This window comes from Rhodospirillaceae bacterium, assembly GCA_016712715.1.
Lineage (GTDB): Bacteria > Pseudomonadota > Alphaproteobacteria > Dongiales > Dongiaceae > Dongia.
Genome location: JADJQM010000002.1, coordinates 1,158,162 through 1,181,295, shown reverse-complemented (window position 1 = coordinate 1,181,295; position 23,134 = coordinate 1,158,162). Strand labels below are relative to the sequence as shown.

Here is a 23,134-nt window from a genome sequence, read left to right as displayed (position 1 = left end):
ATGGGCTTCCTTGTATGTTAGCCCGCAAATAACCGCCCTGGTCCATCGATCCAGGGCGCAATAAGTGTGCCTTACGGGGTTCCAGGGGTCATAAGTGGCTGATATTTTTCAAGAAGTCGACGAGGATCTGCGCCGAGACACAGCCTCTGCGCTATGGGCGAAGTACCAGAATCTGGTCTATGGGCTGGTGGCCCTCATTGTTCTCGGCACCGCGGCGGTGACCGGCTGGCAGATTTACGACCGCCAGGCGCGGGAGAAAGCCGGCACGGACTATCTTAACGCCCTGCAGGCGACGACGCTGGACCCGAAATCGGCGCCTGAGGTCCTGGGCCAGCTGATCCATGCCGGCGGCGCCTTTGCCAATCTGGCGCGCTTCGACCTCGCCCATGCGGCCCTCAAGGCCGGCGACAAGCAGCAGGCCCTCGACCTCCTCACCGCGATGGCCGGCGATGCCGCCTACCCGGCGCCGCTCAAGGGTGCCGCGGCCCTGATGGGCGGCTATGTGGCGCTCGACCTCGGCAAGGCGGATGCAGCTATCGCGCTGGCGCAGTCCCTCACCATCGAAGGCCAGCCCTATCGCTTTTCGGCGCTGGAGATCACCGGGCTCGCCGCCTATGCGACCGGCGACAAGGCGAAGGCCAAGGAGATTTTCCAGGGGCTGGATGACAGCTTCAAGAAGGAAGACGAAGCGGGCCTGGTGACGACGCCGGCCAATCTCCGGGACCGCGTCGCCATCATGCTGGACCGTCTCGCCGAGTGAGCGACCAAAGATTGAGCCAAAGGGAATTTTGAGAACATGACGGCGATACGGCCCAATCGGCTTTGCAGCACCAATAACATTTACACGACCAAATGGCTGGGTGCCGGACTTGCCCTGGCGCTGCTGCTCGGTGCCTGCGACAAGACCGAAGTACCGCTGCCGGGCGAGCGCGTTTCCGTGCTGCAGTTGAACAGCGACCTGGCGGCTGATCCGACCCTCGACGACATCGCCGTGCGGCTGCCGCGCCCCTATGTCAATGCCGACTGGGCGCAGGTCGGCGGCAATCAGAGCCACGCCATGTATCACCTGCAGGCAAGCTCCGACGTGCTCAGCGAAGTGTGGTCGGCCGATATCGGCTCCTCGGCTGATTCCGCCAACCGCCTGCTGGCCGAGCCGGTCGTGGCCGAGGGCATTGTGTATACGCTGGATGCCGAGGCGCTGGTACGGGCCTTCGACGCCAACACCGGCGCCAGGCTCTGGCAGGCGGATTTCACGCCCGAGGACGAGGATGACGATCTGTTCGGTGGCGGCATCGCCGTTGCCGAGGGCAAGGTCTTCGTCACCACCCCTTACGCCAAGATCTATGCGCTCGACGCCAAGACCGGCGCTTTCATCTGGGAAGGCAAGGCGCCCGCACCGATGCGCGCCGCCCCCGCGGTGAGCGATGGCCGCGTGTTCGTCACCACCATCGACAACCAGCTGGTGGCCTTCGCCATCGATGACGGGCGCAGGCTCTGGTCGAATGCCGGTGTCGAGGAAGCAGCAGGCCTCCTTGGCGGCTCGACCCCGACCGTGCTCGGCAATGTCGTGGTCGCTGCCTATACCTCCGGCGAATTGCTGGCCTTCGATGTCGTCAACGGCAACTCGCTGTGGACCGACAGCCTTGCCGGCAAGGCGCGCACCTCCTCGGTCGCGGCCCTTTCCGATATTCGCGGCCGGCCGGTCATCGACCGCGACCGCGTCATCGCCATCGGCAATGGCGGCGTCATGGCGGCGATCGACATCCGCCGCGGCGAGCGCTATTGGGACAAGGATCTGGGCGGCACGCAGATGCCGTGGGCAGCCGGCGATTTCATCTATGTGCTGACCTCGCAGAGCGAAGTCGTGTGCCTCACCCGCGAGGATGGCCGCGTCAAATGGCTGACCCCCTTGCCGCCCTTCGAGGACATGGTCGACCGCGAGGATCCGGTCTATTGGTCAGGCCCCGTGCTGGTCGGCGACCGATTGCTGGTCACGGGCTCGAACGGACTTGCCCTCTCGATCTCGCCCTATACCGGCGCGTTGCTGGGCAAGCAGGAACTGCCCGACCGCTCGCATCTGCCGCCCGTGGTGGCGAACGAGATGGTCTATATGCTGTCGGACGACGCCGACCTCATCGCGCTCAAGTAGAATTGGCGCCACTTTTTTATTGATCGGCTACAGAACTGATGTCTTTGACCGTCGCCATTGTCGGCCGCCCGAATGTGGGCAAGTCGACGCTGTTCAACCGTTTGATCCGCAAGCGTCTCGCCATCGTTGACGATACGCCGGGCGTCACGCGCGACCGCCGCTATGGCGAGGCGCATCTGGGCGACCTTACCTTCACCGTGATCGATACGGCCGGCCTCGAAGACGCGGTCGATGAAAGCCTCGAAGGGCGCATGCGCCAGCAGACCGAGGCCGCCATCAAGGAATCGGACGTGACGCTGATGGTGTTCGATTCCCGCGCCGGCGTGACACCGATCGACGAATATTTCGCGCGCATCATCCGCAAGATGAAGAAGCCGGTCATCCTCATCGCCAACAAGGCGGAGGGTCGCGTCGGCGGTGCTGCCGTCAATGAAGGCTTCAGCCTGGGCCTCGGTCAGCCGATCCCGCTCTCGGCCGAACATGGCGAGGGATTGGGCGATCTCTTCGACGCGCTGGAGCCGTTTGCGCTGAAGAAGGCCGGCGAGGAATCCGGCGTCAATCCCGATGCCGAGCTTGAGGAAGTGGCCCCGATCGATCTCGACGGGGATGACGGCGAAAACGATTTCGTCGAGGCGCCGCCGGCCCCCAAGCATATGCAGCTTGCCATCGTCGGCCGGCCCAATGTGGGAAAGTCGACTTTGGTCAACGCGCTCCTCGGCGAGGATCGGCTGCTCACCGGCCCTGAGGCCGGCATCACGCGCGATTCCATCGCCATCGACTGGGCATGGAAGGGCCAGGCCATCCGCCTCATCGACACGGCGGGTCTGCGCCGTCATGCCCGCGTGGTCGAGAAACTGGAGCGCCTGTCCGGGGCCGACACGCGCCGCGCCATCCAATACGCCCATGTCGTGGTGCTGGTGCTGGACGGCAACGACATGCTGGAAAAGCAGGATCTCACCATCGCGCGCCAGGTGGTGGAGGAAGGCCGCGCCCTCATCATCGCCGCCAACAAATGGGACGCGGTCGAGGACAAGAACGCGGCCTTGAAGAAACTCCATGACCGCATCGAATGGTCGCTGCCCCAGGCCAAGGGCATTCCCGTCATCACCATCAGCGCCATGACCGAACGCGGTCTTGATAAGCTGATGCAGGCGGTGCTCGACATCTATGTGACCTGGAACAAGCGCGTCTCGACCTCGAAGCTCAACCGCTGGCTTTCCGAGATCACCGCGCAGCATCCGCCCCCCCTGGTCGGCGGCCGTCGCATCAAGATCCGCTACATGACCCAGATCAAGACGCGCCCGCCCACCTTCGCGATCTTCGCCTCGAAGGCGGAGGACCTGCCGGAGAGCTATCACCGCTATCTGGTGAAGAGCTTGCGCGATGTGTTCGACCTGCCGGGCACACCGATCCGGCTGGTTCTGCGCCGGACGGACAATCCCTACGACAAGGACCGGGATTAGTAGCTTTAACCGCTGTCGCTAACTCGTTCGTCATGCCCGGGCTTGGCCCGGGCATCCACGAGTTTCTGCACGCCATACCCAAACTCATGGATGCCCGCACCAGGTGTGGGCATGACGCCAGATGTATCTGGCATCACCTGGCCCCGCCGCCATCCATGACGATGGTCTGGCCGGTGATGTAGGGCGCACCCGCCAGCAGATAGAAGATCGTCTCGGCATAGTCGGCTGGCGTGCCGGGGCGTTTCAAGGGCAGCTTCGCCACATATTTTGTGAGCTGGTCCGGATCGAAGCGACAATCCCAGCCGGACCCGTCGACCACATTGGGCGCGATCGCATTGACGCGCACCTCCGGCCCCATGGCATGGGCCCATTCGGTGGTGAGCAGGATGATCGCCGCCTTGGTCGAGGCATAGACACTGGACGATCCGCCATAGCCAAGGCCCGCGGTCGAGGCCACGTTGACCACGGCACCCTTGCTTCTTTTCAGATACGGCGCCGCGGCTTTGAGGCAGCGATAGGGGCCGATCTGGTTGATGGAGACCAGCTTCGCCCAGAAGGCTTCGTCCATGCGGGCAAAATCGTCGACCGGGATGGGGGCCGCCGTACCGGGCGTGCCGGCATTGTTGACGAGATAGTCGAGCCGCCCGAAATGATCGGCGGCGGCATGGATCATGGCATCGACATCATCCGGTTTCGAGACATCGCCCGGGAAAGCCGCCACGTCATGGCCTTCTGCCGTCAGCCGGGCGACCACCTCATCCAGGCGCGGATTGCCGGCCAGATCGTTGATGGCAACCTTGGCCTTGTTGGCTGCGAGCCGTTCGACGGTCGCCAAGCCGATGCCGGACGCTGCCCCGGTGATGAAGGCCACTTTGCCGGTGAGATCGGCGCTGATCATGCATGCACTCCGCGGATGAGATGAAAACCGCCCCAGTCGTAGCCGGGGAGGTTTTCACCTGTCAAATCGAGTTCGATCAGGCGCGCCCCAGATTGCGCCACAGATTGACGGTGAAGCTCGCTATGCCGGCAACCGTGACGATTGTGCCGATGCCGGCCAGCGGCCCACCCGCCGCCATGTTGCCAAGATGGATGAGGGCGACGCCGGTGAGCAGAACCGGCGTACCCAGATTGTGCAGCCAGAAATGGACCAGGGCCAGGCGCGTGCCGGCCAGTTGCGGCTTCAGCAGATAAAGGCAGCCGATGATGGCGAGGCTCACCCAGCCCAGCAGGTTGAGATGGGCATGCACACTTGCCAACGCGAAATCCTCGGCGATGCCCATGAAGGCGCCGAGGCAGACGGCGAGCAGGAAATAGACGGCGGCGATTTTCAACAGGCGATGAGCCATTCCGGTAAAACTCCCCAAGTGATTGACGTTGCGAAACCAGGGCGTTCTATCGCCCAGGCACCGCCCCCCGGCAGTGAACGCAATCACAGGGATGATGACATACTTCGTTCGCGGACGAAGCATCGGCGCATGGATCCAGGCTAGAAAAATGGCCTGTAAATCAGGAGCCAGCCATGACCGTCACCGTCTTCATCCGCTACCAGATCGATCCGTTCCAGCTCGATGCCTTCCGCATCTATGCGGAAAATTGGGGACGCATCATCCCGGCCTGTGGCGGGCATCTGATCGGCTATTTTCTGCCCCATGAAGGGACCAACGACATCGCCTGGGGCTTGATCTCCTTCCCCGACCTCGCCGCCTACGAAACCTATCGCGCGCGACTGCGATCGGATGCGGCGGGGAAAGCCAATTTCGCTCTGGCGCAGGAAAAGCGTTTCATCCTGCGCGAGGAACGGACATTCTTGCGCGATGTCGCGGAAACACGCGACCAGAGGCCAGCCTTCCAGGGAGAGCCAGCATGATCGCCATCATCTTCGAAGTGGAACCGGCCGAGGGGCACCGCGACGCCTATCTCGACATCGCCGCGAAACTGAAGCCTGAACTGGAAAAGATCGACGGTTTCATTTCAGTGGAGAGGTTCCAGAGCATCACCAATCCCGGCAAGATGCTGTCGCTCTCCTTCTTCCGCGACGAGCATGCCGTCCGGCAATGGCGCAATCTCGACTCACATCGCCAGGCCCAGGCGGCGGGCCGCAATGGTGTGTTCGCCGGCTATCGCCTGCGCGTGACGCAGGTGTTGCGCGATTACGGCCTTGCCGAGCGCACAGAGGCGCCCGGTGACAGCCGCGAGGTCCATGGCTAGGCGCACGCTAAGCCCGCTGGCCGTCGCGTCCGGCATAGGTCCAGAGATTGGCGAGCAAGGCGAGCGCGCCGATGAGCAGCAGGATGATGCCGACAAGGCCAAGGAGGTGCCCGGTCGCAAAGGCATCGAGCTGGGTCAGGGTGAGGCCGATGAGCAGGACCGGCAGCCCGATCATGTGCAGCCAGAAATGAGCCAAGCCGAAGACCGTCTGCGCCAGGGCAGGCTGGGCGAGATAGATGGCACCCACCAGGCCGCGGCCGAGCCAGCCGAGACCGGCGATATGCGCATAGACCACCCAGAGGCGGTAATCGGCGATGAGGCCCATATGAAGGCCCAGCGCCAGCCCTAGCACGAAGTATATGGTGGCGGCGGCGAGCAGGACACGCGTGATCATGGAGAACCCCTCTTGCAAGCGCGCGATCCGCGCGGCGAGAGGATGAACCGGAAAATCGCCCCTTCGTTCCCTGATTGTCGCCGGAAATCCCGCCCCCTATAGTCGGGCGATGGGAAAAGCGGCGACAGCGGAAATCTTGCCGATCATCCGCCACGACCGCGACCTCGCCCTGACGGCGGCGGCGGTCGCGCGGCGGATCGAACAGCGTGTGGGACTGGGCGCCTGCGGCCATGTCGTCCAGCGCCGCGACCTGTTGCTCGCGCGTCTCGTCATCGACCATGGCGTGTTGATCCTGGTGCGGCGGGGCGAAAAGGTTCTGCGCCAGGGCGACAGCGAAACAGTCCTTGGCTCCGGCGACGCCGTGGCGATCACCGGCGGCACCGTCTATGACGTCATCAACCGGCCCGGTATGAGCGGCACCTATGAGGCAAGCTGGCTGATGGTGGCGCCGGCCCTCATCGACCGCTTTGCCGCGACCAGCATGACACCGGCGATCGCCGGCCATCTGGCGCTGCGTGGCATGCCGGCGGAATTCCACCAATCCTTCGACCGGGGCACCGCCAGCATCACCGCGCGCGATCTCCCCGACGGCATCGCCGCCCAACGCCTCCTGGAGATGCTGGCCTGGGTCGAGCATAAGGGCTTCCATCTGGCGACACGCCGCGTACCGACCGTGACCCATCGCCTGCGCGCCTTGCTCTCGGCCGCGCCGGCGCGGGATTGGGCGGCGACCGACATCGCCGGTGCGCTCGGCATGAGCGAGGCCACCCTCCGCCGACGCCTGGCGGCGGAAGACACCTCGCTCACGGCGCAGCTCACCGACCTGCGCATGTCGCTGGCCCTCACCCTGCTGCAGGTGACCGACAAATCGGTGGGCGAGATCGCCCATGACGTCGGCTATGAAAGCGCCTCGCGCTTTGCCACGCGCTTTCGTGCCAGATTCGGCGTCAGCCCGACGTCGATCCGCACCGCAGATTGATCGTTTCGGCGCAATATCTGATCGGCACCGCAGCGCCTCACAGGTCGATGCGTGCCATGCTCCCACATCACAACAAGGAGCATGAAATGCGCTTTTCGACCCTGTTCTGCGCCGTCCTGATGTCGGCGACCCTCGCTGGAACGGCCGCGGCCGAGGACTTCACCCTGAGCAGCCCGGATCTTGTCGATGGCAAGCTCCCGCCGGCCTTCGCTCTCTCCGAGAACTTTGGCTTTGGCTGCACCGGGCGCAATCTCTCACCCGCCCTCACCTGGCAGCATGCGCCCGAGGGCACCAGGAGCTTCGTTCTCATGATCCATGATGAGGACGCGCCGACCGGCATCGGCTGGATGCATTGGGTGGTGGCCAACATCCCAGTCACGGCGGACTCATTGCCGCGCGGTGTCAGCGGCGATGCGGCGGGCCTGCCTTCAGGTGCGCTCGAAACACGCAGCGATCTGGGTGTGCCCGGCTATATGGGGCCGTGTCCGCCGGAAGGTCAGGTCCACGATTACGTCTTCACGCTGACCGCCTTGAAAGTGGACAGGCTGCCGGTGGATGCCGATGCGACGCCGGCGCTGGTCGGCTTCATGGCGAAGGCGAACAGCCTGGGCGAAGCGCGCTTTACGGTGACGCAGGGAAGATAACCGGGGCTGCGTCGGCCACCGCGCAAACAGGCGCGACGCGCCAGGGCCTTCAGTGCTTGTGCCCGCAGCCGCCGCTGCCGCAACCACCGCCATGATCATGGGCCGGGGCCTTCGCCGCGCGCGGGTCCCGGCTGAGGCCGTGTTCGGCCAGCGCGTCGAGATAGCCCTGCCAGATCCGCTCCTTGTCGCGGCCAAGATCGTAGAGATAGCGCCAGGAGAAGATGCCGGTATCGTGCATGTCGTCGAACTGGATGCGGATCGCGTAATGGCCGACCGGCTCCACCGCCATGATGCCGACATCGCGCCGCCCGGGCACGATGGTCTTCTGGCTGGGGCCGTGGCCCTGCACTTCTGCGGATGGACTTTCCACGCGCAGCAGTTCCGCCGGGTATTGATAGGTGTTGCCGTCGTCGAATTCGATCTCGATCAGCTTCTCCGCCTGGCGGTGGCGGATTTCGACCGGCCAATGATCGGTGCCCATCTTCTCGCTCATGCTACTCGTCACCGTCCAGGGCGCGGGCTTCATCGACCAGCATGATCGGGATCCCGTCGCGGATCGGATAAGCGAGGCCCGCCACCTTGCTGATCAGCTCCTGCTTCTGCCGGTCGAAGATGAGCGGTCCCTTGCTCACCGGGCAGACGAGGATCTCAAGCAGCTTGGGGTCGATGAGGATGTCGTTCTCGGGCACGGGGCTTTTCCAATCCTAGTGCAGGCGGTGTTCGCCGCCGCTGGTGACGCCATGGACCTCGAACAAGGCCACCATCATCTCGACCACGGCATCGAGGTCGGGACATTCGAGCAGCGACTGTTTTTCCTCCGGATCGAGCGGCGACATTTGTGCCATGGCGACGACCAGTTCATCATCGGCCACTTCCTCGATGCCCTTCCAGTCGAGCCGCGCCTGACGCGTCTTCAGATATTCCTGCAGGATGGCAAGGAAGCGCGGCCGGTCGGCCAGTTGGAACTCATGTTCCGCCATGTCATGGGCGAAGGGTTGATAGTTCGGCACGACGCGGCGATAGCCGCCCTTGGCCATGGGGAGTTCTTCCTTGATGCGGAAGCGGATGAGGCCGGAGAGAATGAGCTGGTAGCGCCCGTCCGGCGTCTCCTCGAAGGAGACGATGCGCCCGGCGCAACCCACCTGATGCACCGCCGGCCGGTGATCGGCCTGCAGGTTGCGGTCGGCATTGGCATCGATCGGCTGCACCATGCCGATGAGGCGGTCCGGCGATTGCAGCGCCGCGCGCACCATGGCGAGATAGCGCGGCTCGAACACGTTCAACGGCAGGCGGCCGCCCGGCAGCAGCAGCGCGTTGGTCAGCGGAAAGATCGGCAATTCCGTCGGCAGGTCGGCATAGCCGGGGTCGAAAGGGCCGAGATTGCTGGGGCCGGGCCGCATGGGTGATGCCTCCGTTCGGCGTTTACGAGAACAGCAGCGACGAAAGACGCCGACGAGCACTCAGGGTGAGCGGATCCATCGGCCCCAACGCCTCGAAGAAGGTGACGAGCTGCTTGCGCGCCGCCTCTTCGTTATGGGCGCGGTTGATACGGATGCTTTCCAGCAGTTGATCGACCGCGCCTTCCTTGTCGCCCGTGGCAAACAGCGCCTGGGCAAGTTCGATACGCGCCTCATGATCCTTCGGATTGGCATCGACGCGCGCGCGCAAGGCATCGGACTGGCCGGCGGCCTTCTGCCCGGCCTGGGCCACGTCGAGCTGCGCCTTCGCGGCGGCGATGGCGGGATCGCCCAACTTGTCCTTGGGCGTGTGGCCCAGAAACTCGGCCGCCTGCTCCAATTCGCCCAGGGCGATGAGGCAGCGCACCATGCCGCTGATCGCCTTCAGATTCTCCGGCTCATGTTCGAGGATCTGGCCGAACACTTCGGTCGCCGTGGCGTGATCGCCGGCGGCATGGGCTTCCTCGGCATGTTCCAGCGCTTCCTCGATCGGCGAGGGACCCGCTTCACCGCCGGCAAGCTTGGCCAGGCGGCCGACGAAGGCCTTCAACTGGCCTTCCGGCTGCGCGCCCTGGAAGGCATCGACGGGTCGGCCCTGGAAGAAGGCGAACACCGCCGGGATCGACTGGATGCGCAATTGCCCGGCGAGCTGCTGGTTCTCGTCGACATTGATCTTGACCATGCGCACGGCACCGCGCGCTTCCTTGACGACCTTCTCGAGGACGGGACCAAGCTGCTTGCACGGCCCGCACCAGGGCGCCCAGAAATCGACGATCACCGGCACCTGCATCGAGACATCGATGACATCGGCCTTGAACGTCTGCTGGCTGCTGTCCTTGACGAGGTCGGCGGCCGCGGCGCCTGCCAGATCCGAACTGGCGCCAATCAAATTGTCCATCAAAGTCTACTCCCAAAAGCTAACGAGATTTGGCTCTATAAATGGGCCTTTCCGGCCCCTGAATCAACCATGGAGCCGAAAGCCCTAAATCGAATGAGGTCAAGTACTTAGGCGAAGTCGAGCAACTGCGGCTTGTGCCCTTCGGCCTCCAGGAACGCCAGCAGGTCCGCTGGTGCGATCGCGGTGGTTTTGAAATTGACCAGCGGATGGGCAAAGACCGGGTCGCAGCCCAGGAGATGGCGGTCCAGCACCATCTTCACCTTCTTCGCCTTGTCGTTGATGACGGCAAAGGGTGTCACGGCACCCGGGATCACGCCGAGATAGGTCATGAGGCGGTCGGCCGAGCCGAAGGAGAGCTTCGCTGCCCCGCCGGTCTCGCCGGTCAGCTTCTCGCCCAGCCATTTCAGATCGACACGGCGGTTTTCCTCGACCGTCACCAGCCACATCTCTTCCTTGCGGTTGCGCAGGAACAGGTTCTGATGTGCCCACCGCGCATATCGCCGCTGACCTGCTGGCTTTCCTCGACCGTGAAGACCGGGTCATGGTCGGTGGTTTGGGTCGTGATGCCAAGCGCGGCGAGGCGCGCCAGCAGCTGGGCCGGGCTGGTGGGAATGGCACTCTGCGCGGCAATGGCGGCGGCGATTTCGGCGGCGCGGTCGATGGGTGCTTCGGTCTCGGACATCGGGTGGGTCTTTCGTGAGCGGTGGTGACGCCGGGTATAGCCGGGGAAGGCGCCCGCTGATAATGGGGCTGATTCCGCCCGGGCTTGGCCCTGGCCGGAATCGAGCAATTTCCCTGAACCCTTGATTCGGCGTCAGAATAAGCCCACTTGCAAATGCGGCGGCGATGCGTATGATGCGCCGCGCTCGTGACGCCAAGGCATCGCGGGCCGCGCAAACAGGGTGCGGGCGTAGCTCAGGGGTAGAGCACAACCTTGCCAAGGTTGGGGTCGAGGGTTCGAATCCCTTCGCCCGCTCCAGTTTGAAATCTAAAATAATTGAATAAGTTAGGTGAGCTTCCCGCTTCTGCGGGCGGTCTCCTATTTGCGCCTACGGGGGCCGCATGGGGGGCCGAATTGGTCTTTTCTGCCTCGAGAGCAAAGGGGGCGGAACAATGTCCGCCCCCCGCCGTTAAGCCTTTGATGCTCTTACAAGAAAGGCCCAGCACTCGTGCCCGTAGTCGTGGGCGTCGAGCACCTTCGATGAATTCTTCACGCGGCGAAAACGCGTGAAGATCCACTTCCAGCCGGGCGGTGCCGGCTTGCGTGGGGTCTTCATCTAGAAGTCCTCCTGCGGCTAGTTGCCTCTTCCCATCTCCGCAGGTTGGCCCTATCTTTCCGGTGCAGACCGAACGATGGGGGCCTGGGGGATGGGTCCTGCGGTTAGGCCGCTGCTCCTTCCACAGAGTTTCCAAGTTCCAGGGGCGGACCGAGATTGGCGTCTTGGTCTGCCCCTCTGTCTATTTAGCTCCCCGCAATTGGATATTCAGGTTTCGCAGACGGGAGCGAGCTGCCGGTTCACTTACGCCGAACATCTCCACCATCATCTCGATCGAGTGACATTTCTTGACGAAGCGTTCCGGCATCATCAATGCCGAGGCGAATGTGTTGGCCTGCCACTCCGGGTCTTCAAAGGTCCGCATCTCTCGGTGTTCCAGCCGACGTGACAGGTATTGCGGCTGGTGCAACACCAGGTGCCCGATCTCGTGGCAGGCCGTAAAGCGGTCTCTGCCAGCACCGAGCACCATGTTGTCATAGACGTCTTTGCGCAGCCTGATCTCGAAGTCGTCAAGGAGGGTGCGGCCGTGATCGGGCCCCATGTCAGCTACTTCTCCCACGCTGAATGCATAGTCTTCACTGGCCCTCGGCAACATGAACTCCAGCACCTCTGGCACAGGGAAGTAGGGGTCATCTTCCAGGCCAAACATCTTGCGGAAGCGATCGGCCACATCGGTAATTTTTGCGCGCGACAGCGGTCGCGCCATGAACATCAGGTTGCTCATCCTTGCCTCTTCGTCAGAACATCTTTGAACTGCTCGAGATCTTCCGGGGTCAGCGAGCTAAACCTGCGAGCGAACATCGCCGCCACCTCGCGCTGACTGTCAGAAGCCCCCCTGCCGACGGTGATGCGGTATTCGCGCTGCGACCTTTCCGCAGCTTCCTCCAGTTCCCCTGTCTTTTCGTGGTCTAGCTTCAGGTATTCCGCGATCTGCTTTGCGAGACCTGCGGGGATGGGCTTCTCACCCATCTCCACCGCAGACAGGAAGGCGGCCGAGCGCCTGAGTTGCTCAGCCATATCCTTCAGCAGCAGGCCAGCATCAATCCGATGCTTGCGGACGAGCCTGCCAAAGGGCGTGAGCCGTGCCATGATGTTTCTCCTCGTAGTTACAGGTGACAAATCAACCTACCCAGGTTAATAAATAAGCCTCGGAACTGTTCCCGTCAAGTGCCGGGTGGAGATTTTTTCCATCTTCTCCAGCTGGTTGGGGTGAATACTAGGACCATGATCCTTGGTGTTGATGTTTGGCGGGGAGATCAGCGGGGAGGAATGTGATGGCGTTTACTAAGACACTTGGACCAATCCACTTCGAGGACCTGGACCCGAGGCGTTTTGAGGACCTGATCCGGCAGCTGGCATACGACTTCCGCCGATGGCGCCAGATTGAGGCCACCGGCCGCCCCGGCGACGATCGAGGGTTCGACGCGGGCCTGGGAGATCGTGGACGGGACCGTCGGGGTCGAGGCTGATGAGGCAGAGGCGGCCGATGACCCGCAGCCCACTGCCGACCGTCAGTGGCTGATCCAGTGCAAGCGCGAGCGCGCCATCGGTCCCAAAAAGCTGGCCGACTACATGGGCGACCTGCCAGCTGCTGTCGATCCGCCACTGCACGGCGTCATCTTCGCGGCGGCATGCGACTTCTCGATCAAGGCCCGCGACGAGTTCAGGCGGATTGCCCGAGAGAAGGGCCTCAGCGAGGCTTACCTCTGGGGTCGCGGCGAAATCGAGGACATGCTTTACCAGCCGAAGAACGACCACCTGTTGTTCGCATACTTCGGCGTCTCCCTGAGCCGCAGTGACCTTGAGGGTGCCGGCCAGGACATAGGCGTAGCGCGGGAACGGGTGCTTGTGGACAGGCAGGCTGGCGCCGGGGGCGATCTCGTACTGGGCGACGACGACTTCCGCATCCTTCCGCGGCAGCACGATCGGCTGGCCGCTTGCCGTGACGGCGCTGCGCAGGACCGGCGTCACGACAACCGGCGCCTGTTCCGCCCGGAGCGGTGTCGCAAGCAGCAGGAACAAAGCTGCCAGCCAGATCTTCTTCAAGATGCAGTCTCCTCGCCATTGATGAACCACGTGCCTGGCCTCCCTCAACCCCGCTTCACCAGATAGCAGCGGTCCGGCTCATCACCGTCATTGTCCTCGAAAAAGAAGGCGAGCTTGTCCTTGCTGATCTCGGTTTCGGTTGACCGACATGAAGAAGTTGATGCCGAGCATGCTCTCGCCGACATCGACCGTGTGCGCCGGGTCGTAGAGCAGCGTTGCCCCGCCTCGGTCAATCGGTAGCGGCCGATGATGAGTTCGGGCAGGCGAAACAGCGTATCACGTTCGGCAAAGACGCCTTCGACCGTGATGCGGCCGGGACCACGGCTGACATAGTCGCCGCCGGTGGCGGTGCGGCGCGTGAGTTCGACCGGCGGTCGCTGGGCCAGGTCCTGCCGGTCCGCCGCGCTGATCTCGGTGACGCCGAACAGCACGTCGGTGATTGGCATGACCCCCTTGCCGGCCGCCTGCGCCGCCACGGCCTGGTCGAGGAACCGGTCGATTTCCGGCCCGATGCCGGGAACCGGGACGCAATTATCCTCGGCATCAGCGGCCGGTGCGCCGAACGCCACGCCCAAGGCGATGAGTGCCGGACCCAGAATGCTGCTGCGCGACATCGTTGCTGTCCTATCCGCCCGCCGCCCCCACGACAACCGGGCTTTCAAGATCATTATAGGCGGCCCGGCTCCCGTCCGCGAGACTCTCCGATACCGAGGCCGCGTTGACCTATATCAAGGACGCCATCCAGGACGGGGCTAACCTTTCCCTCAAGATCATTCATCTCGAGCGAAGGACGGACTCATCATGATTCGCGAAGTCGAAGGCGACATTCTCCTCTCCAAGGCCCAGGTCGTGGCCCATGGCGTGGCGCCGGGGGACCATTTCGACACTGGTCTGGCGCTGGCCCTGCGCGAACGCTGGCCGGCGATGGTCAAGGATTTCCGCCATTTCTGCCAGGCCAGCCACCCGAAGGCCGGCGAGATCTGGTATTGGGGCGGCGCCGAGGGTCCGGCCATCGTCAATCTGATGGTGCAGCAATCCGCCTATGGCCATGGCGAGAAGCCGGGCAAGGCGAATCTGGAGAATGTGCACCATGCGCTGAAGGCGCTGGCCAAGCTGGTCGCGGCCGAAGGCATCAAGAGCCTGGCCCTGCCGCGCCTAGCCACCGGTGTCGGCGGCCTCGATTGGAGCGATGTGAAGCTGCTGGTCGAGAAGCATCTGGGCGGTCTCGACATTCCGGTTTTCGTCTACACCGTCTATCACAAGAATGTGGCGGCGATGGAACTGGGCGTCGTGGAAAAGGGCCAGATGGCCGCGGCGTCGACCCAGGGCAAGAACGCCTCATGAGTGGCCTGAAGACCATTCGCCTGGAACTCGGCCGCACCAAGGACAATCCCGAGGGCAATCCGCGTTGCGGCTATGAATTCACGGCGCCCCTCACGGCCGATGGCCATCTCGATGCCGCGGGCTTCAAGGCCAACAAGGCGGCCTGCCGGGTGGTACGCTTCTGGGAGGGCGAGAAAACGGAACAAGGTGCCCTCCGGCATCTCGGCCCCGATCGCTGGGTATTCTCCTATGCGCCCGGCACCGAGGATGACGAGCCGGCTTTCAAATTCGAGAAGCACCGCTTTGTCGTCGGCGAATATGTCTCGATCACCGAACATGACGGGATCACCCGCCCGTTCAATGTCACTGCGATCAAATAAATGCGCGCTGCAATGTGGAGTTGGATAAAATGATCGACGCCCGCTACCGGAGACTGACGGGACCCCATGCCGGGCAAGTCTATATCGTGCTAGGCCCCAGCAGCGAGATCGAGCATCCGATCCACTGGGTGCTGCACAATGCGGACAAAAGTGTCGACGACCAGGCAATCGTGCTGGAATCCGAGTTGCACGACAAGGCACGCTGGCAACCGCTGCCCTAGAAGCCGGGTTGCCCCGACGTCTGGCCGCCCGGAGAACGCCGTCCAGCGCGCGAAGGAGGTTGGCCCATGCTCACCTATGACGACTGCGTGGCACTGTGCGCTGCCAGCAAGCGCGAGATCGAGGCCATTGCCGAACATGAGCATATCCCGCTCATCGCCGCGGCCGAGATGGCCAACTATCTGTGCCAGAACGCGGCCGGCGAACGCTGCATCAAGCGATTCATCCTGGACGACATCGCGGCAGCCGAAGCGCGCGGCGATCATCACCATGGGTTGGTGCTGACGGCGGTGCTGAAACATTTCATCGCCACCCATCCAGGTTCCACGCTTTCCTGATTGGTGCCGCACGCTCAAGCGGCGGGCGGCAGGATCCGGTCATAGAGAAAACCAAGGTCTCAAGGCCGCCCTTCGCCGCGCGGGCGCAGATAGGCCAGCCAGTAGACCAGCGCCACCAGGGCCGCCCCACCCAAAAGATTACCAAGGACGACCACCGCCTGACCGATCACGAATGTGCCGGGCGTCAGCATCGCGAACTGATCGGGCGCAAGGCCGCGCCCATGCCAGAACGAGTCCGGTGCCAGATGCCGGAGCAGCAGGCCCATGGTCAGGTAATAGAAATTGGCAACCGAATGCTCGAAGCCCGCGGCAACAAAAGCGGCGACCGGCGGCACGATCACCAGGATCTTGTCGGTGACCGACCTTGCGGCCAGCGACGCCCAGACCGCGAGACAGACCAGCACATTGCACATCACGCCGAGAAAGAAGGCTTGGACCAGCCCCAGTTCCGATTTGGCGCGGGCGATGTCGAGCGCCGCCACGGCGACACCGCCGGCACCGGCAAAGGGATGGCCGGACAGGAAGACGAGCAGCGCCGTGCCGGCGGCGCCCACCAGATTGCCGACAAGCACGATGGCCCAGACCCGCAGCATGGCGCCCGTCTTCAGGCGCCGCCCGGCCCAGGCGATGGTCATTAGCACATCGCCGGTAAAGAGTTCCGCCCCGCACACGACGACCAGGATAAGGCCAAGCGCAAAGACCGTGCCGATGGCAAGGCGCGCAAGGCCATAGGGCAGCAGGTCGCCGATGCCGACCGAGACCAAGGTGGAGAACATGGCACCGAGGGCGATGAAGGCGCCGGCCAGGAGGGCCAGGGTGAACAAGGTGAGCGTATCGCGCTGCGCCTTGGCGACACCGGTGGCCTCGGCCTTCCGCGCCACGTCTTCGGGCAGGAGGGCATCAAGCGTCGCGTTCATGATCTCGCCATCGTCTCTCAACCTGCCTGGCCTACTGCTGACATCCGCGGCTGCCACGTCGGCGCCTTCCGGATGGCCGCATTTTTACCGGTGGGGTGATGATCCGACTTGATTTAGATCACACGGCACCAGGCAAAGGGCCGGGCCGCTGCCCGCGCAGCGACCGGGCCACCAGGGCCGCCAGCAGGGCGGCAATGACGCCGGCACCCGACACCATCGCCCAATCGATGAGATGCAGCGGCCGCAGGTGCAGGAGGGTGGCCAGGGTCGGAATCTGCACCAACGCCACCAGGCTGATAAGGCTGGCTGCCACCACCAGCCGCGCGTTCAAGGTTTTCAGCCCGCTGAGCACGATGGTGATGGCCGTGCTCGCCGCGATCAAGGCTGCGATTGTGAGGGCGCGGGCATGGGGCACGTCCGCCGTGGGGCCTAGGGCATATTCGAAGCCGACCGACAGCAAAGCCGCGAGAATAACGCCGGCGAACACGATCATCGCCCAGGCCGACGGCCGGAAGAACTGCGCCCCGTTGCGCGTCGTCGGCAGCAGGCGGTCGCTCGTGGGCAAATCCTGGAACACCAGCAACATGGTGGGATGGATGATGAGTTCCAGCCACACGATATGGATCGGCAGATAGAGCAGCGGGTTGTCCGCCAGGGGAATGGCGGCGGCACTCAGCACGAAGGGAATATGGATCAGCAGCAGATAGGCGAAGGCCAGTTGCAGGTTGCGGAACAATTGCCGGCCTTCGGCGATGGCGCTGATGATGGTGCGGAAATTGTCATCGAGCAGCACGATGGCAGCGACCTCGCGGGCGCTCTGCGTGCCACGCTCACCCATGGCGATGCCGATATCGGCTCTCTGCAGGGCGGGTACGTCGTTGACCCCGTCGCCGGTCACGGCGACGATCTCGCCGGCGCGCTGCAAAGCCTCGACCCAGCGGAGCTTCTGCCCCGGTGCCGCCCGCGCCACGACATCGACCTTGGTGATGTCCGCGATGCCCGGCCCCGCTCCCTCGCGGTCGAGATCGTCGGCCAGCACCACCACCGGCACCCCATCCGCGCCACCAAGGCCCACATCGCGCGCGATGGCGCCGGCGGTCGCCGGATGATCGCCGGTGATCATGATGACGCGGATGCCGGCAGCACGGCAGGACAGCACCGCATCGCGCACGCCGGCACGGACCGGATCCTCCAGCGCCAGCAGGCCATGGAGCGTATAGCCGCTCTCGGGTTCCTCTGCCGGCGCTTCAGCCAGTTCCAACCGCCGGCTGGCGGCGGCAATCACCTTGTGACCGGTCGCGGCATAGGTCGTGACCTCCGCGCGCCAGGCGTCGAGTGCGTCGGCCGTCTCGCCGCACATGGCAAAGACCGTCTCCGGCGCACCCTTCACCACCGCCGCCAATGCGCCATCTGCCAGCCGGACGATCGACGTCTCGCGGCGGCGATCCTCGGTGAAGGGGAAGGTCGCCAGTTGAACCACCGGTGGGCGCGCCGGCGCTGCCCCCAGGAGGGCGACATCGAGCGGATCGCCGCTTTCCGGGCGTGCCGCCAGCGCCGCCCAGCCCACCAGGTCATCCGGCGACAGGCCCTGTGCCGGCACATGATGCGCGAGTGCGAGCTTCCCTTCGGTGATCGTGCCGGTCTTGTCGGAGCAGATGCAGGTGACGCGGCCGATATTCTCGACCGCCACGGCGCGCCGCACCAGCGCCTGGCGCCGCGCCAGACGATAGACGCCGACGCCGAGGAAGAAGGTGAAGACGACCGGGAATTCCTCCGGCAAGGCGGCGATCGCAAGGGTCGCGGCACTCAGGAACGCATCGAGCCAGCCATGACCCTGAATGACGCGAATGGCGGCAAGGGCCACGCATAACAGCAGTGCGCCCACCAGCATCACCGTGACCAGCCGCATCACCGCGATCTGCAGCGGTGTTCGCGCATGGCTGCCCGACAGGGCCGAGCGCACGATTTCGCCATAGAGCGTTTCGCCGCCGGTATGGATCACGCGGCAGCGCGCCGTACCGGTCAGCAGCCTTGTGCCGGCAAAGACCCAATGCAGGGTCTCGGCCGACCGCACGGCCACGCCACCGACAGCGAGTGCCTGCTTCCTCACGGGATAGGCCTCGCCGGTCAGCGACGATTCATCGACCTGCAAGTCGTCGCCCGCGACCACCAGCCCATCGGCCGGGAAGGCAGCGCCGGCGGCGATTTCAACGAGGTCGCCCGGCACCACCGCCCGCGCCGGCGCGCTCACTTTGCCGCCATCGCGCAGGATCGTCGCCTGGGCGGCAAGTCGGCTCGCCAGCCCCTGCGTCGAGGCCTGTGTCCGGCGATGGAGAAAGGCGTCCATGCCCACCAGCGGCACCATCGCCAGCACCAGGATGACCGCCTCGGTATAGTCGCCGGTGATCACGAAGAGGCCGCTCACCACGATCAGGAACCAGATCTGCGGATCGCGCAGCGTGTTGCGCAGGAGGTCGATCCAGGTCGAGGGCGCCGCCACCACGATATCGTTCCAGCCGAACCGTGCGCGGCGGTCGGCCGCTTCCGCCTCGCTCAGCCCCAGTGCTGGGTCGCGCTGAAGATCGGCCAGGCGATCTGCCGGTACGGGACGTTGTGGCATGGATCACGCTCGCTCGAACCCCGGTCACCCCCGGGACGGGTGATCGATTTGAGGCACGAAACGGCGAACCTGTCGACCGTCAAAAGAGCGCGGGCCCCAACCCGACCCTAGGCCCGCCGATAGACATAGGTGCCGATGCGCAGCACATCGCCGATGATCTCGCCGGTGAGGACGAAGTCGAAATCATCGATGAAGCGGATGGTGCTGCCGTCGCAGGCATAGCGGCCGCTATAGGTGCTCTGGCGCCTGCCCTGCATCTTGTCGTAGCGGCCGTCGGGCGAGAGGGCGAGACGGGTCTCGCCGCTCTCATTGATCCAGATGCCGCTGGCGATCACGTCGTCAGCATCGCGCGTGTCGAGGACGAATGCCGACAAGTGGGGTCGCATCGTGTCGAGATGGTCCATGTCGGTCACTCCGCTTGCTGAATGCTCCATGATCACATCAGACCTGGGTCGCCGTCGGCCGCACGATGATCTCACCCACATCGACATCGGCCGGTTGGGCGATGGCATAGCTGATGGCCCGCGCGATCGCATCGGCGCCGAGGGCGACCTTGCGGTGTTCCTCGATGCGGGCGCGCACTTCCGGCACGCTGATGGTTTCGGCCAGTTCCGATTCCGTGACGCCGGGCGACACCACCGTGACGCGGATCTTGCTGTTCTCCTGGCGCAACCCTTCGGAAATGGCGCCGACCGCGAACTTCGTCCCGCAATAGACCGCCGCCGTCGGGATCACGCGGTGACCGGCAATCGAGGAGATGTTGATGATCTGCCCGAAGCCCTGAGCCTCCATCACGGGCAAGGCGGCGGCGATGCCGTGGAGTACGCCGCGGATGTTGACGTCGATCATGCGGTCCCATTCGTCGAGTTTCAGCGCGGAGATCGGCGAGAGCGGCATGACACCGGCATTGTTGACCAGCACGTCGAGCTTTCCGAACTGCGCCGTGGCGAAGTCGACGAAGGACGTGGTGTCGGCGCGGTTGGTGACGTCGAGGGTCCGGCACGCCGCCTTGCCGCCGGCAGCCACGATCTCCGCCACCAGCTGTTCCAGCCGGTCCGTGCGTCTCGCACCCAGCACCACATTGGCGCCCTGCGCCGCCAGCAATCTGGCCGTTGCAGCGCCGATGCCGCTGCTGGCGCCGGTGATGGCCACGACCTTGCCGGTCACATTCTCCAGGGAAGTCATGCGTGTCTCTCCTCATCAGGCCCGGCGCAGTTTTGCGCTGGTATGAGCGGAAGATGGGGGACAGCGCCGCCGATCCGGTAGACTGAAACTGCCTAATTCTTGCCTGATCCTCCACGCGCCCCTCTTTTGGCTTTTCCGATTGTCCGGGACCGCTATATCTTTGGCCTCAGGCAACCGGGCATTAGCCCCTGATTAATTGCGGATTTTTGCGGAAATTTGAGGATCTGAGCCATGACCCAGCAGGCTGAATTCGCCGCTTTGATTGATCAATACAGCAAGGGTGACGGTATCCACCAGACCGCTTTGCCACGCGTCGCGGTAATCAAGGCGACCAAGCCATCCGAGCCGATCCACGGCGTCCACCAGCCGGCGCTCTGCATCCTGGCCCAGGGCCGCAAGCAGGTGGTCCTCGGCGACCGGGTCTTTTTCTACGATGCCACGCAATATCTCGTGGCCGCGGTCGACGTGCCGGTGGTGGCCCAGGTGACCGAGGCCAGTCCGGAAAAACCCTATCTCTGCTTCCGCCTCAACCTCGACCCGGCGACGATCAGCACGCTCATCATGGAAACCGGGCTCGACCGCGCCGGGGCCGTGGCCGCGACCGCGCGCCAGAATCCCGGCACCGGCCTGTCGCTCAGCACCGTGACGCCGGAACTGCTCGACGCCTGCATCCGGCTCCTCCGGCTGCTCGCCAACCCCCGGGACCTGCCGATCCTCGCCCCACTGGCCGAGCGCGAGATCCTCTACCGGCTGCTGACCGGCGCCGATGAGGCGAGATTGCGCCAGATCGCCCAGGCCGACAGCAAGCTGCACCAGATCACCCGCGCCATCGGCTGGATCAAGCAGCATTTCGCCGAACCGTTCAGCATCGAGACCCTGGCCGCGGAAGCGCGCATGAGCGCCTCGGCGCTCCATCATCATTTCAAGGCCGTGACGGCGATGAGCCCGCTGCAGTTCCAGAAGCAGCTGCGCCTCCAGGAAGCGCGCCGCCTCATCCTGCTGCAGGGATCGGATGCCGCCACCGCCGGTCATCAGGTGGGCTATGAATCGCCCTCGCAGTTCAGCCGCGAATACAGCCGCCTGTTCGGCGCCCCGCCGGTGCGCGACGCCAACCGGCTGAAGACGTCACCAGATATGCTGATGAGTGCGTGAGAGCGCGCGCCGCCCGGCCGCTAGCGGCTGAGCGCGTCGAGATGGCGGAGGACTTCGACCGAGGCGCTTTCCACCGCTTCGATCTCGGCCAGCGCCTTGTCGAATTGGCCGGCCGCGAACAGGCGGGCGGCGTCCTTGCCGTGGCGGTGCACGGCGGCATGGGGCGCTTCCAGCTGCCTGAAATCGGCATTCTGTCTGAGCGCCGCCGAGGCGTCGCTGTAATACCATTTGCCGAGGCGGCAGGATTGATGGTCGCTCAATTCCTCGGCCCGCAGATTGGCGCGCCCAACCGACATGTCCACCAGGCGCTTCTTCCAGATCACGTGATCGGCCTTGGCCAGGCGCGTGATCTTGTGCGGGAAGCTGCATTGCGCCAGGCGCTGCAGCTGCGCGCCGAGCTGGGTCTGGTTGTTGTCGATGACTTCGGACAGGCTGGTCACTTCGGCCACATTCTGCGCCGCCAGTTCGGCGATACCGGTGATGCCGCGCGAGACTTCGTCGATGGCGGCATTCTGTTCGGAGAGAATGCCGGCGATCTCATCCATCTTGCCGCTGACGACGACCGTGCGTTCGCCGGCTTCGTCGATCTTGGCGGCAAGATCGCTCATCTCGCGCGTGCCGGTGGCCACGGCAACGCCGCCATGTGACATCGCTTCGACGATCTGCTCCATCTCGCTGCGCAGGCGATCGATGCGGGACTTGATATCCTCCGTCGCCTGACTGGTCTGCTTCGACAGATTCTTGACCTCGGTCGCGACAACGGCAAAGCCCTTGCCATACTCGCCGGCCCGCGCCGCTTCGATGGTCGCGTTGAGGGCGAGGAGATTGGTCTGGCGCGCGATCGCCTCGATCGTTCCCACGATCGACCCGATTTCTTCGGAAGCGACGCTGAGGGCAGTCACCTTGCCGGATGCGTCGGCAACCGACGCGGCGATCCCTTCCATGGTCGTCGTCGCCCGCCGCACGGCGCTGACACCCGCTTCGACGATCGAGCGCATGGCGCCGGCCTCGTCCGCGGCGGCCTGGCTGGTCTCGCTGATCGCCTTGACGGAGGCCACCATTTCGGTCGAGGCACTGGCGAGGACCTGCGTCCGGTCTGACGTGTTGCGTGCCGCGGCGATCATCCTGGCGCTGCGAATTGCCGCCTCGTTGCTGTTGATGGTCAGAGCGACATTGGCATCAAGGTCGCCGGATGCCTGTTCCTGCAGCTTATGCGCCAGACCCCGCACGGCCTCGGCCAGGCCTTGCACGACCGGGTCGGAAGCCGGCAGGGCACCGTGACAATCAAGATCCTTCTCGAAATCGCCGGCGGCAATGTCGCGCAGGCATTGTGTCAGGGCGAGGTGAAAGGCGTTCATCTCCGCGCGTGCCACATCCGATGCCTCGTCCAGTGACCGAATGGCGTCACTTTTTCCCCGACCGAATCCCAGCATGACTTTTCCATAATTTGAATGTTGTCTTGTGCATTATGTCGTCATTAGAGTT

28 protein-coding genes, 1 tRNA gene and 1 pseudogene are annotated in these 23,134 nt (G+C 64.2%); 14 read left to right on the top strand and 16 right to left on the bottom strand.

The window, feature by feature from the left end; genetic code table 11:
* Positions 1 to 94 precede the first annotated feature (94 nt).
* From IPK59_16555 to der, 3 genes are read left to right on the top strand one after another with little or no spacing between them, the layout of a single operon-like run.
* Positions 95 to 760, top strand: a complete 666-nt coding sequence (locus tag IPK59_16555; protein ID MBK8160307.1) for a tetratricopeptide repeat protein — start codon at positions 95 to 97, stop codon at positions 758 to 760.
* A gap of 36 nt (positions 761 to 796) precedes the next feature.
* Positions 797 to 2,149 carry a PQQ-binding-like beta-propeller repeat protein gene (locus IPK59_16550; GenBank protein MBK8160306.1) on the top strand — a complete coding sequence of 451 codons (1,353 nt, stop codon included), beginning with the start codon at positions 797 to 799 and terminating at the stop codon, positions 2,147 to 2,149.
* Positions 2,150 to 2,187: 38 nt separating this feature from the next.
* The gene (gene der, locus IPK59_16545; GenBank protein ID MBK8160305.1) at positions 2,188 to 3,612 is read left to right on the top strand and encodes a ribosome biogenesis GTPase Der; all 1,425 of its coding nucleotides are present in this window, start codon (positions 2,188 to 2,190) and stop codon (positions 3,610 to 3,612) included.
* A gap of 133 nt (positions 3,613 to 3,745) precedes the next feature.
* Here the strand turns inward: der and IPK59_16540 are convergent, their stop codons facing one another.
* Positions 3,746 to 4,510, bottom strand: a complete 765-nt coding sequence (locus tag IPK59_16540) for an SDR family oxidoreductase (protein MBK8160304.1) — start codon at positions 4,508 to 4,510, stop codon at positions 3,746 to 3,748.
* Between the two features lie 76 nt (positions 4,511 to 4,586).
* Positions 4,587 to 4,958 carry a cytochrome-c oxidase gene (locus IPK59_16535; GenBank protein ID MBK8160303.1) on the bottom strand — a complete coding sequence of 124 codons (372 nt, stop codon included), beginning with the start codon at positions 4,956 to 4,958 and terminating at the stop codon, positions 4,587 to 4,589.
* Positions 4,959 to 5,131: 173 nt separating this feature from the next.
* Between IPK59_16535 and IPK59_16530 the strand changes: the two genes are divergently transcribed.
* Positions 5,132 to 5,479: an NIPSNAP family protein gene (locus IPK59_16530; protein ID MBK8160302.1), complete on the top strand. Its 348-nt coding sequence runs from the start codon at positions 5,132 to 5,134 to the stop codon at positions 5,477 to 5,479.
* On the top strand, positions 5,476 to 5,820 hold the full coding sequence (locus IPK59_16525) for an antibiotic biosynthesis monooxygenase (GenBank protein ID MBK8160301.1): 345 nt from the start codon (positions 5,476 to 5,478) through the stop codon (positions 5,818 to 5,820). Before IPK59_16530 ends, IPK59_16525 begins: the two co-directional genes overlap by 4 nt.
* Positions 5,821 to 5,827: 7 nt before the next feature.
* Here the strand turns inward: IPK59_16525 and IPK59_16520 are convergent, their stop codons facing one another.
* A complete protein-coding gene (locus IPK59_16520) occupies positions 5,828 to 6,214 on the bottom strand; it encodes a cytochrome-c oxidase (protein ID MBK8160300.1) in 387 nt (128 codons plus the stop codon).
* A gap of 136 nt (positions 6,215 to 6,350) precedes the next feature.
* On the opposite strand from IPK59_16520, the gene IPK59_16515 reads away from it, so the two are divergent.
* Together IPK59_16515 and IPK59_16510 are read left to right on the top strand one after the other, a co-directional pair.
* Positions 6,351 to 7,193 carry an AraC family transcriptional regulator gene (locus IPK59_16515; GenBank protein MBK8160299.1) on the top strand — a complete coding sequence of 281 codons (843 nt, stop codon included), beginning with the start codon at positions 6,351 to 6,353 and terminating at the stop codon, positions 7,191 to 7,193.
* 86 nt (positions 7,194 to 7,279) lie between these two features.
* Positions 7,280 to 7,837 carry a YbhB/YbcL family Raf kinase inhibitor-like protein gene (locus IPK59_16510; GenBank protein MBK8160298.1) on the top strand — a complete coding sequence of 186 codons (558 nt, stop codon included), beginning with the start codon at positions 7,280 to 7,282 and terminating at the stop codon, positions 7,835 to 7,837.
* Between the two features lie 49 nt (positions 7,838 to 7,886).
* Here the strand turns inward: IPK59_16510 and IPK59_16505 are convergent, their stop codons facing one another.
* The 5 genes and pseudogenes from IPK59_16505 to IPK59_16485 all read right to left on the bottom strand — a co-directional run bounded on the left by IPK59_16505 (position 7,887) and on the right by IPK59_16485 (position 10,874).
* Positions 7,887 to 8,330, bottom strand: coding sequence for a DUF971 domain-containing protein (locus IPK59_16505; GenBank protein ID MBK8160297.1), 444 nt, complete (start codon positions 8,328 to 8,330; stop codon positions 7,887 to 7,889).
* 1 nt (position 8,331) lies between these two features.
* Positions 8,332 to 8,505, bottom strand: a complete 174-nt coding sequence (locus IPK59_16500; GenBank protein ID MBK8160296.1) for a Trm112 family protein — start codon at positions 8,503 to 8,505, stop codon at positions 8,332 to 8,334.
* Between the two features lie 36 nt (positions 8,506 to 8,541).
* Positions 8,542 to 9,237: an LON peptidase substrate-binding domain-containing protein gene (locus IPK59_16495; GenBank protein MBK8160295.1), complete on the bottom strand. Its 696-nt coding sequence runs from the start codon at positions 9,235 to 9,237 to the stop codon at positions 8,542 to 8,544.
* Between the two features lie 22 nt (positions 9,238 to 9,259).
* Positions 9,260 to 10,192, bottom strand: a complete 933-nt coding sequence (trxA, locus tag IPK59_16490; GenBank protein MBK8160294.1) for a thioredoxin — start codon at positions 10,190 to 10,192, stop codon at positions 9,260 to 9,262.
* Between the two features lie 107 nt (positions 10,193 to 10,299).
* Positions 10,300 to 10,874: pseudogene (locus IPK59_16485) on the bottom strand (prolyl-tRNA synthetase associated domain-containing protein).
* 222 nt (positions 10,875 to 11,096) lie between these two features.
* Here IPK59_16485 and IPK59_16480 point away from each other — a divergent pair.
* Positions 11,097 to 11,171 (top strand) — tRNA-Gly (locus IPK59_16480).
* Between the two features lie 479 nt (positions 11,172 to 11,650).
* Here IPK59_16480 and IPK59_16475 read toward each other — a convergent pair.
* Positions 11,651 to 12,193 carry an ImmA/IrrE family metallo-endopeptidase gene (locus tag IPK59_16475; protein MBK8160293.1) on the bottom strand — a complete coding sequence of 181 codons (543 nt, stop codon included), beginning with the start codon at positions 12,191 to 12,193 and terminating at the stop codon, positions 11,651 to 11,653.
* A complete protein-coding gene (locus IPK59_16470) occupies positions 12,190 to 12,558 on the bottom strand; it encodes a helix-turn-helix transcriptional regulator (protein ID MBK8160292.1) in 369 nt (122 codons plus the stop codon). The genes IPK59_16475 and IPK59_16470 overlap by 4 nt, the downstream gene beginning before the upstream one ends.
* A gap of 294 nt (positions 12,559 to 12,852) precedes the next feature.
* Between IPK59_16470 and IPK59_16465 the strand changes: the two genes are divergently transcribed.
* Positions 12,853 to 13,581, top strand: a complete 729-nt coding sequence (locus tag IPK59_16465; protein ID MBK8160291.1) for a hypothetical protein — start codon at positions 12,853 to 12,855, stop codon at positions 13,579 to 13,581.
* On the opposite strand, the gene IPK59_16460 is transcribed toward IPK59_16465, so the two are convergent.
* Complete coding sequence (locus tag IPK59_16460; GenBank protein ID MBK8160290.1) at positions 13,560 to 14,129, bottom strand: hypothetical protein; 570 nt, start codon at positions 14,127 to 14,129, stop codon at positions 13,560 to 13,562. The two genes, IPK59_16465 and IPK59_16460, sit on opposite strands and share 22 nt — an antisense overlap.
* A gap of 187 nt (positions 14,130 to 14,316) precedes the next feature.
* On the opposite strand from IPK59_16460, the gene IPK59_16455 reads away from it, so the two are divergent.
* The 4 genes from IPK59_16455 (at position 14,317) to IPK59_16440 (ending at position 15,775) form a co-directional block, all read left to right on the top strand.
* Positions 14,317 to 14,859, top strand: a complete 543-nt coding sequence (locus IPK59_16455) for a macro domain-containing protein (GenBank protein MBK8160289.1) — start codon at positions 14,317 to 14,319, stop codon at positions 14,857 to 14,859.
* Entirely contained in the window at positions 14,856 to 15,218 is a 363-nt protein-coding gene (locus IPK59_16450; GenBank protein MBK8160288.1) for a hypothetical protein, read from the top strand. Before IPK59_16455 ends, IPK59_16450 begins: the two co-directional genes overlap by 4 nt.
* Before the next feature lie 29 nt (positions 15,219 to 15,247).
* On the top strand, positions 15,248 to 15,439 hold the full coding sequence (locus IPK59_16445; GenBank protein MBK8160287.1) for a hypothetical protein: 192 nt from the start codon (positions 15,248 to 15,250) through the stop codon (positions 15,437 to 15,439).
* Between the two features lie 66 nt (positions 15,440 to 15,505).
* Positions 15,506 to 15,775 carry a hypothetical protein gene (locus tag IPK59_16440; GenBank protein MBK8160286.1) on the top strand — a complete coding sequence of 90 codons (270 nt, stop codon included), beginning with the start codon at positions 15,506 to 15,508 and terminating at the stop codon, positions 15,773 to 15,775.
* 59 nt (positions 15,776 to 15,834) lie between these two features.
* Here the strand turns inward: IPK59_16440 and IPK59_16435 are convergent, their stop codons facing one another.
* The 4 genes from IPK59_16435 to IPK59_16420 all read right to left on the bottom strand — a co-directional run bounded on the left by IPK59_16435 (position 15,835) and on the right by IPK59_16420 (position 20,488).
* Entirely contained in the window at positions 15,835 to 16,692 is an 858-nt protein-coding gene (locus IPK59_16435; GenBank protein ID MBK8160285.1) for a formate/nitrite transporter family protein, read from the bottom strand.
* Positions 16,693 to 16,810: 118 nt separating this feature from the next.
* A complete protein-coding gene (locus IPK59_16430; protein ID MBK8160284.1) occupies positions 16,811 to 19,312 on the bottom strand; it encodes a cation-transporting P-type ATPase in 2,502 nt (833 codons plus the stop codon).
* Between the two features lie 107 nt (positions 19,313 to 19,419).
* Positions 19,420 to 19,746, bottom strand: a complete 327-nt coding sequence (locus IPK59_16425; GenBank protein ID MBK8160283.1) for an Atu4866 domain-containing protein — start codon at positions 19,744 to 19,746, stop codon at positions 19,420 to 19,422.
* 7 nt (positions 19,747 to 19,753) lie between these two features.
* Positions 19,754 to 20,488, bottom strand: coding sequence for an SDR family oxidoreductase (locus IPK59_16420; protein ID MBK8160282.1), 735 nt, complete (start codon positions 20,486 to 20,488; stop codon positions 19,754 to 19,756).
* A 240-nt stretch (positions 20,489 to 20,728) separates the two neighbouring features.
* Here IPK59_16420 and IPK59_16415 point away from each other — a divergent pair, with 240 nt between their 5' ends.
* Positions 20,729 to 21,649 (top strand): AraC family transcriptional regulator, encoded by a 921-nt coding sequence (locus IPK59_16415; protein ID MBK8160281.1) that lies wholly within the window; start codon positions 20,729 to 20,731, stop codon positions 21,647 to 21,649.
* 20 nt (positions 21,650 to 21,669) lie between these two features.
* Here the strand turns inward: IPK59_16415 and IPK59_16410 are convergent, their stop codons facing one another.
* Positions 21,670 to 23,082: a CZB domain-containing protein gene (locus IPK59_16410; GenBank protein MBK8160280.1), complete on the bottom strand. Its 1,413-nt coding sequence runs from the start codon at positions 23,080 to 23,082 to the stop codon at positions 21,670 to 21,672.
* Positions 23,083 to 23,134 lie beyond the last annotated feature (52 nt).

What these genes read in the sequence shown, in the direction of transcription:
- IPK59_16550 (MBK8160306.1), top strand. Translation starts at nt 797, where the DNA reads ATGACGGCGATACGGCCCAATCGGCTTTGCAGCACCAATAACATTTAC.
- IPK59_16495 (MBK8160295.1), bottom strand. Translation starts at nt 9,237, where the DNA reads ATGCGGCCCGGCCCCAGCAATCTCGGCCCTTTCGACCCCGGCTATGCC.
- IPK59_16455 (MBK8160289.1), top strand. Translation starts at nt 14,317, where the DNA reads ATGATTCGCGAAGTCGAAGGCGACATTCTCCTCTCCAAGGCCCAGGTC.
- IPK59_16430 (MBK8160284.1), bottom strand. Translation starts at nt 19,312, where the DNA reads ATGCCACAACGTCCCGTACCGGCAGATCGCCTGGCCGATCTTCAGCGC.
- IPK59_16445 (MBK8160287.1), top strand. Translation starts at nt 15,248, where the DNA reads ATGATCGACGCCCGCTACCGGAGACTGACGGGACCCCATGCCGGGCAA.
- IPK59_16530 (MBK8160302.1), top strand. Translation starts at nt 5,132, where the DNA reads ATGACCGTCACCGTCTTCATCCGCTACCAGATCGATCCGTTCCAGCTC.
- IPK59_16450 (MBK8160288.1), top strand. Translation starts at nt 14,856, where the DNA reads ATGAGTGGCCTGAAGACCATTCGCCTGGAACTCGGCCGCACCAAGGAC.
- IPK59_16510 (MBK8160298.1), top strand. Translation starts at nt 7,280, where the DNA reads ATGCGCTTTTCGACCCTGTTCTGCGCCGTCCTGATGTCGGCGACCCTC.
- IPK59_16475 (MBK8160293.1), bottom strand. Translation starts at nt 12,193, where the DNA reads ATGAGCAACCTGATGTTCATGGCGCGACCGCTGTCGCGCGCAAAAATT.
- IPK59_16520 (MBK8160300.1), bottom strand. Translation starts at nt 6,214, where the DNA reads ATGATCACGCGTGTCCTGCTCGCCGCCGCCACCATATACTTCGTGCTA.
- trxA (MBK8160294.1), bottom strand. Translation starts at nt 10,192, where the DNA reads ATGGACAATTTGATTGGCGCCAGTTCGGATCTGGCAGGCGCCGCGGCC.
- der (MBK8160305.1), top strand. Translation starts at nt 2,188, where the DNA reads ATGTCTTTGACCGTCGCCATTGTCGGCCGCCCGAATGTGGGCAAGTCG.
- IPK59_16470 (MBK8160292.1), bottom strand. Translation starts at nt 12,558, where the DNA reads ATGGCACGGCTCACGCCCTTTGGCAGGCTCGTCCGCAAGCATCGGATT.
- IPK59_16415 (MBK8160281.1), top strand. Translation starts at nt 20,729, where the DNA reads ATGACCCAGCAGGCTGAATTCGCCGCTTTGATTGATCAATACAGCAAG.
- IPK59_16535 (MBK8160303.1), bottom strand. Translation starts at nt 4,958, where the DNA reads ATGGCTCATCGCCTGTTGAAAATCGCCGCCGTCTATTTCCTGCTCGCC.
- IPK59_16525 (MBK8160301.1), top strand. Translation starts at nt 5,476, where the DNA reads ATGATCGCCATCATCTTCGAAGTGGAACCGGCCGAGGGGCACCGCGAC.
- IPK59_16440 (MBK8160286.1), top strand. Translation starts at nt 15,506, where the DNA reads ATGCTCACCTATGACGACTGCGTGGCACTGTGCGCTGCCAGCAAGCGC.
- IPK59_16425 (MBK8160283.1), bottom strand. Translation starts at nt 19,746, where the DNA reads ATGGAGCATTCAGCAAGCGGAGTGACCGACATGGACCATCTCGACACG.
- IPK59_16435 (MBK8160285.1), bottom strand. Translation starts at nt 16,692, where the DNA reads ATGAACGCGACGCTTGATGCCCTCCTGCCCGAAGACGTGGCGCGGAAG.
- IPK59_16410 (MBK8160280.1), bottom strand. Translation starts at nt 23,082, where the DNA reads ATGCTGGGATTCGGTCGGGGAAAAAGTGACGCCATTCGGTCACTGGAC.
- IPK59_16505 (MBK8160297.1), bottom strand. Translation starts at nt 8,330, where the DNA reads ATGAGCGAGAAGATGGGCACCGATCATTGGCCGGTCGAAATCCGCCAC.
- IPK59_16540 (MBK8160304.1), bottom strand. Translation starts at nt 4,510, where the DNA reads ATGATCAGCGCCGATCTCACCGGCAAAGTGGCCTTCATCACCGGGGCA.
- IPK59_16460 (MBK8160290.1), bottom strand. Translation starts at nt 14,129, where the DNA reads ATGTCGCGCAGCAGCATTCTGGGTCCGGCACTCATCGCCTTGGGCGTG.